Origin of the sequence: Isoptericola nanjingensis, from assembly GCF_050311635.1 — a bacterium.
Lineage (GTDB): Bacteria > Actinomycetota > Actinomycetes > Actinomycetales > Cellulomonadaceae > Isoptericola > Isoptericola nanjingensis.
In genome coordinates, this window is the sequence record NZ_JBNOZL010000002.1 from 123,717 (window position 1) to 138,117 (window position 14,401).

General features: G+C 70.3%; 10 protein-coding genes and 2 tRNA genes. 1 reads left to right on the top strand and 11 read right to left on the bottom strand.

What is annotated here, in order from left to right; translation table 11 throughout:
• Positions 1 to 134: 134 nt before the first annotated feature.
• The 6 genes from ACQP6G_RS03420 to gyrB form a co-directional block, all read right to left on the bottom strand.
• Positions 135 to 210, bottom strand: a tRNA-Ala gene (locus ACQP6G_RS03420).
• A gap of 30 nt (positions 211 to 240) precedes the next feature.
• Entirely contained in the window at positions 241 to 360 is a 120-nt protein-coding gene (locus tag ACQP6G_RS03425; RefSeq protein WP_217700772.1) for a DLW-39 family protein, read from the bottom strand.
• Between the two features lie 63 nt (positions 361 to 423).
• Positions 424 to 497, bottom strand: a tRNA-Ile gene (locus ACQP6G_RS03430).
• Positions 498 to 613: 116 nt separating this feature from the next.
• Entirely contained in the window at positions 614 to 1,465 is an 852-nt protein-coding gene (locus tag ACQP6G_RS03435; RefSeq protein ID WP_429762802.1) for a DUF3566 domain-containing protein, read from the bottom strand.
• Positions 1,465 to 4,086, bottom strand: coding sequence for a DNA gyrase subunit A (gyrA, locus tag ACQP6G_RS03440; protein WP_429762803.1), 2,622 nt, complete (start codon positions 4,084 to 4,086; stop codon positions 1,465 to 1,467). The genes ACQP6G_RS03435 and gyrA overlap by 1 nt, the downstream gene beginning before the upstream one ends.
• A gap of 115 nt (positions 4,087 to 4,201) precedes the next feature.
• A complete protein-coding gene (gene gyrB / locus ACQP6G_RS03445; protein ID WP_429762804.1) occupies positions 4,202 to 6,313 on the bottom strand; it encodes a DNA topoisomerase (ATP-hydrolyzing) subunit B in 2,112 nt (703 codons plus the stop codon).
• 442 nt (positions 6,314 to 6,755) lie between these two features.
• Between gyrB and ACQP6G_RS03450 the strand changes: the two genes are divergently transcribed.
• A complete protein-coding gene (locus ACQP6G_RS03450) occupies positions 6,756 to 8,309 on the top strand; it encodes an LPXTG cell wall anchor domain-containing protein (protein ID WP_429762805.1) in 1,554 nt (517 codons plus the stop codon).
• A gap of 78 nt (positions 8,310 to 8,387) precedes the next feature.
• Here ACQP6G_RS03450 and ACQP6G_RS03455 read toward each other — a convergent pair whose 3' ends face one another.
• From ACQP6G_RS03455 to dnaA, 5 genes are all read right to left on the bottom strand, one after another.
• Positions 8,388 to 8,882, bottom strand: a complete 495-nt coding sequence (locus ACQP6G_RS03455; protein WP_429763208.1) for a DciA family protein — start codon at positions 8,880 to 8,882, stop codon at positions 8,388 to 8,390.
• A gap of 103 nt (positions 8,883 to 8,985) precedes the next feature.
• Positions 8,986 to 10,176 carry a DNA replication/repair protein RecF gene (gene recF / locus ACQP6G_RS03460; RefSeq protein WP_429762806.1) on the bottom strand — a complete coding sequence of 397 codons (1,191 nt, stop codon included), beginning with the start codon at positions 10,174 to 10,176 and terminating at the stop codon, positions 8,986 to 8,988.
• Between the two features lie 32 nt (positions 10,177 to 10,208).
• Positions 10,209 to 11,102, bottom strand: coding sequence for a phosphogluconate dehydrogenase (NAD(+)-dependent, decarboxylating) (gnd, locus tag ACQP6G_RS03465; protein WP_429762807.1), 894 nt, complete (start codon positions 11,100 to 11,102; stop codon positions 10,209 to 10,211).
• A gap of 42 nt (positions 11,103 to 11,144) precedes the next feature.
• The gene (gene dnaN / locus ACQP6G_RS03470; RefSeq protein ID WP_429762808.1) at positions 11,145 to 12,278 is read right to left on the bottom strand and encodes a DNA polymerase III subunit beta; all 1,134 of its coding nucleotides are present in this window, start codon (positions 12,276 to 12,278) and stop codon (positions 11,145 to 11,147) included.
• Positions 12,279 to 12,928: 650 nt separating this feature from the next.
• Positions 12,929 to 14,344, bottom strand: a complete 1,416-nt coding sequence (dnaA, locus tag ACQP6G_RS03475; RefSeq protein ID WP_429762809.1) for a chromosomal replication initiator protein DnaA — start codon at positions 14,342 to 14,344, stop codon at positions 12,929 to 12,931.
• Positions 14,345 to 14,401: the final 57 nt, after the last annotated feature.

The window sequence follows — 14,401 nt, forward strand, 5'->3', positions numbered from 1 at the left end:
CTCGTCGTGACGGCCGGCCGATCGGCGGCCCACCATCCACCATGCGGGACCGGGCGCCTGAGCTCAACACCTCCGGGCGCGCTCGTCGCCGAACGACGAGACCCCGCACGCCGACGGGCGTACGGGGTCTTCGGTGGTGGAGCCAAGGGGACTCGAACCCCTAACCCCCTGCTTGCAAAGCAGGTGCGCTACCAATTGCGCCATGGCCCCTGGCGGCCTCGTCAGACGGGCCGGGCGTTCTCAGTCGATGGTGTCGGTGACCTCGGACCACAGGTCCCGGTCGGCCGAGTCCTCGTTGAGACGGCGCCAGACCAGGTATCCCGCGCCCAGCGCGAGCAGGAGGACGAACAGCTTCTTCATCTTCTGCCTCCTCGTCACGACCGTCGTCGTGCGTCTCGGGCCCGGGCCTGAGGTGGCCTGGAGTGGGGCTAGGAGGACTTGAACCTCCGACCTCTTCCTTATCAGGGAAGCGCTCTAACCGTCTGAGCTATAGCCCCGAGCGCGCCCCCACGAGGGAGCGCGTGCAGCACGGAACATTACCGTACGCGCGGGTCCGTTCCCAAACCGGGAGAGCCGTCACGCGGTGTGACGTCGGTCCCGGTCGGGACGGGGTTCATTCGTCCGTCAGCGTGAGGTGCACGCCGCCGACGAGTGCGGCCGTGATGTTGTACAGGATGGCCATGATCGTGGCGAGCGCGGTCAGCAGCACCACGTTGACGATGGCGATCAGCACCGACAACGAGACGACGCGGTCGAACTCGATGAACTGCATGAGGTTCACGGCCTGCGGGCCGATCGTCTCGCTCAGGAAGCCCTGGATCTTCGCGAACGTGCCCATGTCGTTGAGCACGTACCAGACCACCATCGTCGCGACGACGGTGATGAAGCCGATCGCGACGGACAGCAGGAACGCGAGCTTCATGATCGACCACGGGTCGACCCGGGAGACCGACAGCCGCACGCGGCGCGCGCCGGCACCGGGCTGGACGGCCCCGACCATCGGGCTCCCCACGGGAGCCGCGGCGGCGGGGGCTGCCGTCCCGTGCACGCCGCCGGCCGAGTAGTGCATCTCCGGGCGCGGCTCGGCGGGCTTCGCGGCGCTCTTGGTCGTGCCCGTGCCGCTCGTGCTGCCCGCGCCGTCCTGCCCCTTGCCCTGGGCGTCCGGCATGACCGACTGGACCTTCTTCGCCGCGCTCCGTGCGGCGGCGAGCGCGGCGGCGGCCGCCTTCACCGCGCCCTCCTTGACGGGCGACGCGCCCTGGACGGCGGTGCCGTCCGGGGCGACCGAGGGAGCGGGCGCCGGGGCGGCGACCGGTGGGGCAGGCGGGGCCGGCACCTCGCCGACGCGGACGACGCCGATCGGCGCCGCGCCCGCTGCCGGGCTGCGGCGGTGGGTCGACTCGTCGATCTCCGCCTCCCGCGTGGGAGGCGCCGACGCCCGGGTCGACGCGCTGTTCTCCGTCATCAGTCCTCGTCCCCGCTCGTGGTCTGCTCGTCGGCGGCATGCTCGTCCACGCTAACCGACTCGTCGCCGCTTGCCTCGTCGACGTCCCGACGTTCGACGTTGCGGGCGACGGCGATGATGCGGTCCCCGCGGTCGGGCTTGGCGAACGTCACGCCCTGCGTGGTGCGGCCGGTGAGGTTCACCTCCGCGACCGCCGAGCGCACGATCTTGCCACGCTCCATGATGACCAGCACCTCGTCGTCCGCCTCCGTGACCAAGGCCCCCACGAGGTCTCCACGAGCCTCGACCAGGTTGGCGACCTTGATGCCGTAGCCGGCGCGACCCTGGACGCGGTACTCCGTGATCGCGGTGCGCTTCGCGAAGCCGCCCTCGGTCACGACGAACAGGTCCGTCCCCGGCGTGACGACGTCCGCGTTGAGCAGCTCGTCCTCCTCGCGGAACTTCATGCCGGTGACGCCGGACGTCGCGCGGCCCATCGGGCGCAGCGTGTCGTCGTCGGCGGGGAAGCGGATCGACTGGCCCTTACGCGACACGAGGATGAGGTGGTCGTCCGCGTTCACGAGGCGCGCCGCGACGAGCTCGTCGGGATGCCCCTCGTCGTCCTCGCGCAGGTTGATCGCGATGAGGCCGCCCGAGCGCGGCGAGTTGTACTCGCCGAGGCGGGTCTTCTTCACGAGCCCGCGGCGCGTGGCGAGCACCAGGTAGTCCGCGGCCTCGTAGTCCGGCAGGTCGAGCACCTGCGCGATGTGCTCGCCGGGCTGGAACGCCAGCATGTTCGCCACGTGCTGGCCCTTGGCGTCGCGACCGCCCTCGGGCAGCTCGTAGCCCTTGGCGCGGTACACGCGGCCCAGGTTCGTGAAGAACAGCAGCCAGTGGTGCGTCGTCGTGACGAAGAAGTGCTCGACGATGTCGTCCTCGCGCAGCGCGGCGCCGCGCACGCCCTTGCCGCCGCGCCGCTGCGCCCGGTAGCTGTCCGAGCGCGTGCGCTTGGCGTACCCGCCGCGCGTGATCGTGACGACGACCTCCTCCTCGGGGATGAGGTCCTCGACCGACATGTCGCCGTCGAACGGCAGCACCGTGGTGCGCCGCTCGTCGCCGTAGCGGGCGACGATGTCGTCGAGCTCGTCCTGGACGATGGTCCGCTGGCGCTCCGGCTTCGCGAGGATGTCCTTGTAGTCCTCGATCTCGCGCTGCAGGCCGTCGTGCTCGTCGATGATCTTCTGCCGCTCGAGGGCCGCGAGTCGACGCAGCTGCAGGGCCAGGATCGCGTTGGCCTGCTGCTCGTCGACGTCGAGCAGCTCCATGAGGCCGGTGCGGGCCTCCTCGACGTCGGGGGAGCGGCGGATGAGTGCGATGACCTCGTCCAGCGCGTCGAGGGCCTTGAGGTAGCCGCGCAGGATGTGGATCTGACGCTCGGCCTCGGCCAGCAGGTACTCGGTGCGACGACGCACGACCTCGATCTGGTGCGTGGTCCAGTGCCGCACGAAGGCGTCGAGGCTGAGCGTGCGCGGCACGTCGTCGACGAGCGCCACCATGTTCGCGCCGAAGCTGAACTGCAGCGGCGTGTGCTTGTACAGGTTGTTCAGCACGACCTTGGCGATCGCGTCGCGCTTGAGCACGATGACGAGGCGCTGGCCGGTGCGGCCCGACGTCTCGTCGCGGATGTCCGCGATGCCGGCGAGCTTCCCGTCGTTGACGAGGTCCGCGATCTTGCTGGCAAGGTTGTCCGGGTTGACCTGGTAGGGCAGCTCGGTGATGACGAGGCAGATCCGGTTCTGGATCTCCTCGACGTTCACGACGGCACGCATCGTGATGGAACCGCGGCCGGTGCGGTACGCCTCCTCGATGCCCTTGGTGCCGAGGATCGTGGCGCCGGTCGGGAAGTCCGGTCCCTTGATCCGGAGCATCAGTGCGGCGAGGAGCTCCTCGCGCGACGCGTCCGGGTTGGCGAGGTGCCAGCGCACGCCCTCGGCGACCTCGCGCAGGTTGTGCGGCGGGATGTTGGTCGCCATGCCCACCGCGATGCCGGCGGAGCCGTTGACCAGGAGGTTCGGGAAGCGGGCGGGCAGGACGACGGGCTCCTGCGTGCGGCCGTCGTAGTTGTCCTGGAAGTCGACCGTGTTCTTCTCGATGTCCCGGACCATCTCCATGGCCAGCGGGGCCATGCGGCACTCGGTGTACCGGGGAGCGGCGGCCGGGTCGTTGCCGGGCGAGCCGAAGTTCCCCTGCCCGGCGACGAGCGGGTACCGCAGCACCCAGTCCTGCACCAGGCGCACGAGGGTGTCGTAGATCGCCGTGTCACCGTGCGGGTGGAACTTGCCCATGACGTCGCCCACGACGCGCGAGCACTTCGAGTACGCGCGGTCGGGGCGGTAGCCGCCGTCGTACATCGCGTAGAGCACGCGGCGGTGCACCGGCTTGAGGCCGTCCCGCACGTCGGGGAGCGCGCGACCGACGATGACGCTCATCGCGTAGTCGAGGTAGCTGCGCTGCATCTCCAGCTGCAGGTCCACCTGGTCGATGCGGCCGTGCTGCACCGTCACCGCACCGTCGGTCGTGTCGATCGCCTCGCCGTCCGGGGCGCCGTCCGTCATGTCGGGACCGGGGGTCTCGTCCGTCACCGTCTACCTTCTTCCTGTCCTGCGCCGCCGGGGCGCGGGTTCCGTCGTCCTCGAGATCATGCTCGGCTGGTGTACAACGACGTGCGTACGGGTTGTACGACGTCGTCGTCCGCCGCTAGATGTCGAGGAAACGGACGTCCTTGGCGTTGCGCTGGATGAAGCTGCGGCGGGACTCGACGTCCTCGCCCATGAGCACCGAGAAGATCTCGTCGGCCGCGGCCGCGTCGTCCATGGTCACCTGCAGCAACGTGCGGTGCTCCGGGTCCATGGTGGTGTCCCAGAGCTCGGTGTAGTCCATCTCGCCCAGGCCCTTGTAGCGCTGGATGCCGTTCTCCTTGGGGATCCGCTTGCCGGCCGCCAGGCCCTCCTTGAGGAACGCGTCCCGCTCACGGTCGGAGTACACGTAGTCGTGCGGCGCGTTCGACCACTTGAGCCGGTACAGGGGCGGCTGCGCCAGGTACACGTGGCCGTGCTCGATGAGCGGGCGCATGTAGCGGAACAGCAGGGTGAGCAGCAGCGTGCAGATGTGCTGGCCGTCGACGTCGGCATCGGCCATCAGCACGATCTTGTGGTACCGGAGCTTCGAGATGTCGAAGTCCTCCCCGATGCCCGTGCCGAACGCCGTGATGAGGGACTGGATCTCCTGGTTGGAGAGAGCCTTGTCCAGCCGGGCCCGCTCGACGTTGAGGATCTTGCCGCGCAGCGGCAGGATCGCCTGGTTGTGCGGGTTGCGACCACGGACGGCGGAGCCGCCGGCCGAGTCGCCCTCGACGATGTAGACCTCGCAGTCCTCGGCGCGGTTCGACTGGCAGTCCTTGAGCTTGCCGGGCATCCCGCCCGAGCTGAGGATCCCCTTGCGTCGCGTGGCCTCGCGCGCCTTGCGGGCCGCGATGCGGGCCTGCGACGCCTGGATGGCCTTGCGGATGATGTCGCGCGCCTCGGTCGGGTGGGCGTCGAACCAGTCCACGAGCTTCTCGCGCACCACGCGCTGCACGAACGTCTTCGCCTCGGTGTTGCCGAGCTTCGTCTTGGTCTGGCCCTCGAACTGGGGCTCGCCGAGCTTGACGGAGATGACGGCGGTGAGGCCCTCGCGGATGTCGTCGCCCGTGAGGTTGTCGTCCTTCTCCTTGATGATCTGCTTGTCGCGGGCGTAGCTGTTCACCAGGGTGGTGAGCGCCGCACGGAAGCCCTCCTCGTGCGTGCCGCCCTCGGTGGTCGAGATCGTGTTCGCGAACGTGTGCACCGACTCGCTGTACGCGCTGGTCCACTGCATCGCGATCTCGACCGAGATCTTCCGCTCCGTGTCCTCCGACTCCACGTCGATGATCTCGGGGTGGATGAGCTCGGACTTCTTGGCCGCGTTGATGTGCGCCACGTAGTCCGTGAGGCCGTTGTCGTAGCGGTACGTCACCGTACGGACGGGGTTCGCGTCCTCGACGTCGGCGCCACCGTCGGCGGCCGTGACGTCGGTGTCCGCGCCGTCCGGGGCCCGGCCCGCGACCTCGTCGTCCGCGACGGCGTGACCGGCGCGCTCGTCGCGCAGCGTGATCTTCAGGCCCTTGTTGAGGAAGGCGTACTGCTGGAAGCGCGAGCGCAGCGTCTCGAAGTCGTACTCCGTGGTCTCGAAGATCGAGTCGTCGGCCCAGAACGTCTGCGTGGTCCCGGTGGCCTCGCCCTCGGCCAGCGGCTCGAGCTTCTGCACCTCGGTGACGGGCTCGCCGCCGTCGCGGTACTCCTGCTGCCAGTGGAAGCCGTCGCGCTTCACCTGGGACACGAAGCGGGTGGACAGCGCGTTCACGACCGACATGCCCACGCCGTGCAGCCCGCCGGAGACGGCGTAGCCGCCGCCACCGAACTTGCCGCCCGCGTGCAGGATCGTCATGACGACCTCGAGCGTGGGCTTGCCCTCGGTGGGGTGCATCGCGACGGGGATGCCTCGGCCGTTGTCGCGGACCCGGACACCGCCGTCGGCGAGGAGGGTCACCTCGACGCTGTCGGCGTGACCCGCGAGGGCCTCGTCCACAGAGTTGTCCACAATCTCGTAGACCAGGTGGTGCAGGCCCCGCTCGCCCGTGGAGCCGATGTACATGCCCGGGCGCTTGCGGACGGCCTCGAGGCCCTCCAGGACGGTGATGTTGCCGGCGTCGTACCCGTTCCCCGGTCCGGCTGCTTCGTTGGCTCCGTTGGCGACAGTGTCGGGACGGGGGGTGTCGGTTCGGTCTGCCACAGGCGGAGCTGCTCCTCGGTCGTCGTGCACGCGCCGACGCTTCGTGCGGTGTGCAGGCGGCGCGGCTCTCAGGTTCCGGGCTGCGCTCGACCGAGCCGTGCGAGAGGTCGCAGCACGACCCGGAATGACCGTCCCAGTCTACCTGCCGGAGGCAAGGAAACGGCGGATTGACGCCGCTGGAGGGAAGTTCCGCACACGTTGTCCACAGGTCGTGGAAAGCGCGCTCTCCACAGCCTTGTCCACAGGTTTGTCCCCAAGGTTGTCCACAGTTGGGGGGTGATCGGAGCGGCTCTTCCGGAACGTCGGTTTTTTGTGCTCTGACCGTTATCAACGGCTCTCCCGATTTACTCCAAAAACTGGTGTACTACCCCACGACTCCCCGTTTCGCACGTCGACTGGCGCGCGCCCGTGCACCGGTCACCACCGAAGGGACAACCCCACAGTGAAGAGGACTCTGGCCGGCGTCGCCGCGACGACGCTCGCCGTCGGAGGGATGCTCGTCGCCACCGCGGCGCCGGCCTCCGCCCACACCCCCGGAGCGTCGGCCACTTGCGACACGCTCACCGTGAACCTGGCGGCATACGCCAACGGCCACGACGGCCGGACCAACACCGTGAAGGTGAAGGTCGACGACAAGACCGTGGTCGAGGAGTCCTTCGGGACCGGGTACCACAACGACAAGATCGACATCTCCGGCAGTTCCCGGTGGACCGTCGAGGTCGATGCATGGGACGGCCACAACGGCACCCAGTACGACTGGTCCTACGGCGAGAGCACCAAGGCGTGCCCGGCTCCGGAGGTCACCGACGTCCAGGTCGGCATCTACCTGTACCCGAAGCTCGACAAGGACAAGCCTGCCGCGTGGGAGAACTCCGGCGAGCAGCAGCTCCTCGGCACGACGCCGCTCACCGTTCCCGAGGACGAGCTCAAGAACGACCAGCACTGGTACACCGAGCTCCCGGAGACGGACGCGCTCGACGACATCGACCTGTGCACCGGGTGGGGCATCCAGCAGGACCTGGTGCGCGGCGGCGTGGACGAGTACACGATGCCGGAGACGATCACCTACCCCGACGGCTCGTCCATGGACGGGCACCTGGTCGACTGGCAGCACCAGGAGCTCAGCGACTTCGGCATCGAGCTGCCGTCCGCCGAGGACTGCGCCACCCCGACCGAGCCGGAGGTCCCGGTCGTCGAGGAGCCTCAGACCGTCGTTCCGCAGGCCCCGGACGCCCTCGACGTCTGCGGCGCGGTCGCGTCGGACGTCATCCTCCCCGCGGACACCGCGGACGTCACCTACCTGACCACCGAGCAGGGCGTGCTCGCGGTGCCGACCGAGGGACGCACGTTCGGCGACGACCTGGGCGGCTACACCCGCACCGAGGGTGGCGACGTGATCTTCCCGATCGAGCAGCTCGTCCCGTCGGAGGAGTCGTGCGCGCTGATCCCGGGTGACATCGGTGCCGTGTGCGTGGGCGACACGCCCTACCTCGACTACGGCGTCTCGCTGCCCGAGGGCATCGAGGTCGACGACGAGACCCCGCTGACCATCACGTTCATCCACCCGGAGGGTGGCGAGAACTACGTCGCCACCGACCAGCCGCTGGAGGGCCAGCTGCTGTGGCCGGGTGCCTCGGACACGGCGCCGAAGCAGTGGCCGGGCTGGGAGCAGCAGGACGACGGCTCCTACGCCGAGACGGACGGCAACTACGCCTGGACCCGTGAGGGCGTCGAGGTGCTCTTCGAGGTCAACCCCGAGTACTCGCAGCTCGTGAGCTACCCGGAGGCGAGCACCGAGTGCGCCAACCCGGTCGGCGCCGGCGGCGCGGACGTGGACGTCGTCGCGGACGACGCCGAGGTCCCGCCGGCCGCGGCGGAGACGGCCGACGAGCTCCCGCAGACGGGTGCGACGGTCGGCGTCTTCGCCGGGATCGCCGCGCTGCTGATCGTCGGCGGCGGCGTGCTGTTCTGGCTGCGTCGCCGCATCCAGCACTGACGTCCCGCGAGCACGACGACGGGGCCCGGCCGCACCAGCGGCCGGGCCCCGTCGTCATGTCCGCGCGGTCCCGAACCCTCAGCCGTACGTGTCGCGCGGTCCCGGGCCGCGCACCGTGCGTCGTCCGCGGCGGAAGCCCGGCCCGGCGGGCCCGAGCACGGTGACCTGCTCGACGACGCCCTCGCCGACCTCTTCCTCGAGCCGGCGGAGCAGGGTCGGCACCAGCAGCCTCACCTGCGTGGCCCAGGCGGTCGAGTCGGCCCGCACCACGAGCACCTTCTGCTCGAAGGTCTCCGGCTGACAGTGGTCGGCGACCTGGTCGCCCACCACCTCGCGCCAGCGCCCGATCACGCCGCCGACGGACACGTCCGCCGTCCACCCCTTGTCCCGCATGAGGCGCCCCAGCACCTCCGACAGGAGCTGCGGGTCGCGGGCGCCGGGTCCCTGCCCGGACAGACGTGGCTCTGCGAGGGGGGAGCGGCGCGCCGGCGAGCCGGGCCGGAGTCCCTTGGCCCGCGCCGCCGCCTTCGCGCGGTTGAGGGCCTCTCGCGCGACCGCCGACGGCGGCGTCAGCTCGGTGCGGTCCGTGACCGGGCGCGGGTCCTCGGCGCGGGACGACGGGCCGCCCGTGCTCCCGTCGTCCTCGGGGAGGTCGCCCTCGACGGTCGCGCCGTCGTCACGTCGCACGACGCACCTGGCCGGGGGTGACCTCGTACCGCGCACCGAGCAGCCCCGGCGGGACGTCGTCGGGCACGGCGGCCGTGACGAGCACCTGGCGAGCCGGCGCGACGAGCTCCGCCAGCCGCTCGCGACGTCGCACGTCGAGCTCGGCGAACACGTCGTCCAGGATCAGCACGGGGTCGGCGTCCGTGTCGAGGTCGGGGTCCCAGAACGCGGCGTCCGGCACGTGCTCCGGGTCGTCGCCGCCGCCGAGCAGCCGGTACGACGCGAGCCGCAGCGCCAGTGCGAACGACCACGACTCCCCGTGGCTCGCGTACCCCTTGGCCGGCAGCCCACCGAGGGTGAGGACCAGGTCGTCGCGGTGCGGCCCGACGAGGCTGACGCCGCGTTCCAGCTCCTGGGCACGCGCCTCCGCCATCGCCGCGAGGATCGCCTTCTCCAGGTCCTCCGCGGCGGGCGTCGCGCCGTCCGTGGCGCCGGGGACGCTCGAGCGGTACGCGAGCTGCGCGTCGCCGTCGGCGTCGCTGACCTGCTCGTACGCGGCCGCGACGTGCGGTCGCAGGGCCTCCACCAGCGCGAGGCGCATCGCAAGGATCTGCCCGCCGAGCTGCGCCGCCCGGGCGTCCCAGACCTCGAGGGTGCTGGTGTCCACAGCGCCTGCGCCGGACCGGCGCGCCCCGCGGAGCGACTTGAGCAGCGCCGACCGCTGCCGCACCACGCGCTCGTAGTCGCCCAGCAGGCCGGCAGCGCGGGGGAGGAGCTGCACGACCAGCTGGTCGAGGAAGCGGCGCCGGCCGTCGGGGTCGCCCTTGACGAGCGCGAGGTCCTCGGGCGCGAAGAGCACCGTCCGCAGGATGCCGAGCACGTCACGCGCCCGTCCGAGCTGCCCACGGTTCACGCGGGCCCGGTTCGCCTTGCCGGCGGTGATCTCCAGCTCGACGGTCGACGCCCGGTCCCCGCGCACGATCCGCGTCCGGACCACCGCCCGCTCCGCGCCCGCCTTGATGAGGGGGGTGTCGTTCGCGACCCGGTGGCTGCCGAGGGTCGCCACGTAGCCGATCGCCTCGACGAGGTTGGTCTTGCCCTGGCCGTTGCGCCCGACGAACGCGTTCGGGCCAGGCTCGAGCTCGACGTCGGCCGCGGCGTACGAGCGGAAGTCGAGGAGGGAGAGGTGGGAGACGTACATCTACCCTGCTCGGCGGCCTGCCACCGCCGGCCTCACTGCGCGGGCTTGACCGCGTGCCCGCCGAACTGCTGGCGCAGCGCGGCCACGGCCTTCATCGCCGGGGACTCGTCCTGCCGGGACGCGAAGCGCGCGAACAGCGCCGCGGAGATCACGGGCAGCGGCACCGCGTTGTCGATGGCCTCGTCGACCGTCCAGCGGCCCTCGCCCGAGTCGTCCACCCAGTCGTCGATCGCCGCCAGCGCCGGGTCCTCCTCGAGCGCCTTCACCATGAGGTCGAGCAGCCACGACCGCACGACCGTGCCGCGCATCCACGCCTTCATCGTGCCGTGCACGTCCGTGACGATGTCCTTGGCGGCGAGCAGCTCGTAGCCCTCCGCGTAGCTCTGCATGAGGCCGTACTCGATGCCGTTGTGGACCATCTTCGCGAAGTGCCCCGCGCCCACCTCGCCGGCGTGCACGAAACCCTCCTCGCGGGGGCCCTCGGGCCGCAGCGCGTCGAAGACGGGCATGAGCGTCTCGACGTGCGCGCGGTCGCCGCCGCACATCAGGCCGTACCCGTTCTCCAGACCCCACACGCCGCCGGAGACGCCCACGTCGACGTAGCCGATCCCGTGCTCGGCCAGCTCTGCCGCGCGCGCCTGGTCCTCGGGGTAGTGCGAGTTCCCGCCCTCGACGACGACGTCACCCTCGCCCAGCAGCGTGCCCAGCTCCTGCACCACGCCGCGCGTCGGGTCGCCGGCCGGCACCATCACCCACACGACGCGACGGTCCGCGGGCAGCGCGGCCACGAGATCCGCGAGCGACGCGACGTCCGACACCTCGGGCCGCGGGTCGTACCCGGTGACCTCGATGCCGCCGCGGCGCAGCCGCTCGCGCATGTTGTTGCCCATCTTGCCCAGACCGACGAGTCCGATGTGGCTGACCATGGGTTCCTCCGGGTGCGGTACGGGCGAGCGGGCAGGACGAGCTCAGCCGGCGAAGCGGATCGGCACGAGCAGGTAGCGGTACTCCGACGAGTCCTCGCCGTCGAGCGACTCCTGGCCGGTGAACTCCACAGGCTTGTTCGGGTGCGTGAACGACAGCCGGACGAAGTCGGTACCGAGCGCCCCGAGCCCGTCCAGCAGGAACTGCGGGTTGAACGCGACCTGGATGTCCTCGCCCACCAGCACCGCCTCGAGGGCCTCGGACGCCTGCGCGTCGTCGCCCTGCCCTGCGTCGAGCACGACCTGACCGTCCGTGAACGACAGCCGGATCGGCGTGTTGCGCTCCGCCACGAGGGACACGCGCTTGGAGGCCTCGATGAGCGGCGCGGTGGCCACGACGGCGTGGATCGGCGTCGCGTCCGGGAAGAGACGCCGCACGGGCGGGTAGTCGCCGTCGACGAGCTGCGACGTCGTGTGGCGGCCGCCGGCCTCGAAGCCGATGAGGTCGACGCCCTGGCCCGTGGACAGGCCCACGTTGACGAGGCCCCCGCCCCCACCGAGCGACTTCGCGACGTCGGTCAGGGTGCGGGCCCGCACGAGCGCGACGGCCGAGTAGCCCGGCGTGGCCGGCGTCCAGGTGAGCTCACGCAGTGCCAGGCGGTACCGGTCGGTGGCGATGAGGGTGATGCGCTCGCCCTCGATCTCCATCCTCACGCCGGTGAGCAGGGGGAGCGTGTCGTCGCGGCTCGCGGCCACGCTGACCTGGGCGACGGCGTGCGTGAGCGCGTCGCCGGTCACCGTGCCGCTCAGCTCGGGCATCTGCGGCAGCGTCGGGTAGTCCTCCACCGGCATGGTCAGCAGGGTGAAGCGCGAGGCGCCGCACGTCAGGACCACCTTCGTGCCCTCGAGGGTGACGTCCACAGGCTTGTGGGGCAGGGCCCGGGAGATCTCGGCCAGCAGCCGTCCTGAGACGAGCACCGTCCCCGGCTCGGAGACCTCGGCGGGGATCTCCGCCCGCGCGGACACCTCGTAGTCGAAGCTGGACAGCCAGATCGTGCCGGCCGTGTCGACCTCGATGCGTACGCCCGCGAGCACCGGTGCCGGAGGGCGCGTGGGGAGCGTGCGCGCCGTCCAGGTCACGGCCTCGGCCAGGACGTCACGCTCAACCCGGAACTTCATCCCACTCCTCGCGTTGTCGACCCTTGTCGATCGAAGCGGACGTGCGGGCGTGGGGCCGGTGGCCCGGGACCGGCCCGGACCGTCGTCATGACCCGACCTGCCTCGTCGTCCGAGCCAAACCCTACGCGAGACAGGGGCTCTTCGGCACGTGATCCTCAGGCTGAGGGGCGGGACCGCCCTGGATCGCCTCGCCGCCCTGATGAAGGTGTGGGGAATTTCTTGATGATCAAACGTTCGTCATCGTCATCGGGGTTGTGGAATCTGGGGATGACGGACGTTTGTGCAGGTCAGAGGGCTGTTCAGGGTGTGGAGGCCGTGGGGGCGCCGCTGTGGACAACACCTTGTGCCTGTGGGCGACGGAATCTGTACCCACAGCCGTCCACCGATCGGGGCGTCGTCGTCCACGGATCTGCCGCGGTGGTCCACACGCATCCACAGAGTTATCCACAGGTGTGAATCTCTCCCGTGTCCGTGCAGCGCCGCTTGTCCACGGTATTGCTCCACAGGCCTGGGGACAGATGCAGCGCAACCGGCCGTTTCCGGGCATCTCCCTGTGGGCAGGCATGTGGAGAGACGCCGACGGGCCCGGATCCACAGCCCTGTGGAGAGCGTGGTCGGGCCCGTGAGGCGGTTCGTCGTGCGGAAAGAGGTCAGCCGCGGTGCTGCTGCTTGATGCGGCTCGTGAGCTCGGTCACCTGGTTGTAGGTGGAACGACGCTCGGCCATCTGGCCCGCGATCTTCTTGTTCGCGTGCATCACGGTGGTGTGGTCACGGCCGCCGAACTGCTGGCCGATCTTCGGCAACGACAGGTCGGTGAGCTCCCGGCACAGGTACATGGCGATCTGACGGGCGGTGACGAGCACGCGCGAGCGGGAGGAACCGCACAGGTCGTCGATCGTGAGCCCGAAGTAGGCGGCCGTCTGGGCGATCACCATCGACGGGGTGATCTCCTGCGTGTCGTCGTCGGTGATGAGGTCCTTGAGGACGATCTCCGCGAGGGCCAGGTCCACGGCCTGGCGGTTGAGGTTCGCGAAGGCCGTGACGCGGATGAGCGCCCCCTCGAGCTCGCGGATGTTCGTGGAGATGCGCGAGCCGATGTAGCTGAGCACCTCGGCGGGGACGTCGAGCCGCTCGCTCGCGGCCTTCTTGCGCAGGATCGCGATGCGGGTCTCGAGGTCCGGCGGCTGGACGTCCGTGATGAGGCCCCACTCGAAGCGCGAGCGCAGCCGGTCCTCGAAGCCGTTCAGCTGCTTGGGCGGGACGTCGGAGGTGATCACCACCTGCTTGTCCGCGTTGTGGAGGGCGTTGAAGGTGTGGAAGAACTCCTCCATCGTCTGTTCCTTGCCCTCGAGGAACTGGATGTCGTCGATGAGGAGGACGTCGACGTCGCGGTAGCGGCGCTGGAAGGCCCCGGCGCGCCCCTCGCCGATGCTGTTGATGAAGTCGTTGGTGAACTCCTCCGAGTTCACGTACCGCACGCGCACATGGGGATAGAGGTTGTGGGCGTAGTGGCCGATGGCGTGGAGCAGGTGCGTCTTGCCGAGCCCGGAGTCGCCGTAGATGAACAGCGGGTTGTACGCCTTGGCCGGGGCCTCGGCGACGGCGACGGCGGCGGCGTGGGCGAACCGGTTGGACGATCCGATGACGAAGGTCTCGAAGATGTACTTCGGGTTGAGACGGGTCGGCTCGGCCGACTGCTTGGGGCTCGGCGGCAGCGGGGGCGCCTCCGGCTCGTCGGGGATGCCGGGCTCCGGGGGAGCCGTGTAGTCCTGCGACGGTCCGGTGAGGGTGTCGCTGCTCAGCTCCGGGTCCACGGTGATGCCGAAGCGGATGTCGCGCCCGAGCGTGGAGGCCATCGCGGACACGAGCTGGTCGCGCACGCTGGTCTCGAGGTAGGCGCGTGTCTGCTCGTGCGGCACCGCGATGAACACGGTGTCCTCGAGGATGGCCATCGGCTTCGCGAGCTTGATGAACGCGAGCTGCCGGGCGCTCATGTCCGGCCGTGCCTCGAGAGTGGCGAGCGTGTGTGCCCAGACGTCGGTGATGTTCTCGTCCGGCTGGGCCACGGGCGTCGTCCTTCGGGTCGTTCGGGATGGTCAGCGAGGTCGCGAGTCTGCCACGCC

What these genes read in the sequence shown, in the direction of transcription:
- recF (WP_429762806.1), bottom strand. Translation starts at nt 10,176, where the DNA reads ATGTACGTCTCCCACCTCTCCCTCCTCGACTTCCGCTCGTACGCCGCG.
- gnd (WP_429762807.1), bottom strand. Translation starts at nt 11,102, where the DNA reads ATGGTCAGCCACATCGGACTCGTCGGTCTGGGCAAGATGGGCAACAAC.
- dnaN (WP_429762808.1), bottom strand. Translation starts at nt 12,278, where the DNA reads ATGAAGTTCCGGGTTGAGCGTGACGTCCTGGCCGAGGCCGTGACCTGG.
- ACQP6G_RS03425 (WP_217700772.1), bottom strand. Translation starts at nt 360, where the DNA reads ATGAAGAAGCTGTTCGTCCTCCTGCTCGCGCTGGGCGCGGGATACCTG.
- ACQP6G_RS03435 (WP_429762802.1), bottom strand. Translation starts at nt 1,465, where the DNA reads ATGACGGAGAACAGCGCGTCGACCCGGGCGTCGGCGCCTCCCACGCGG.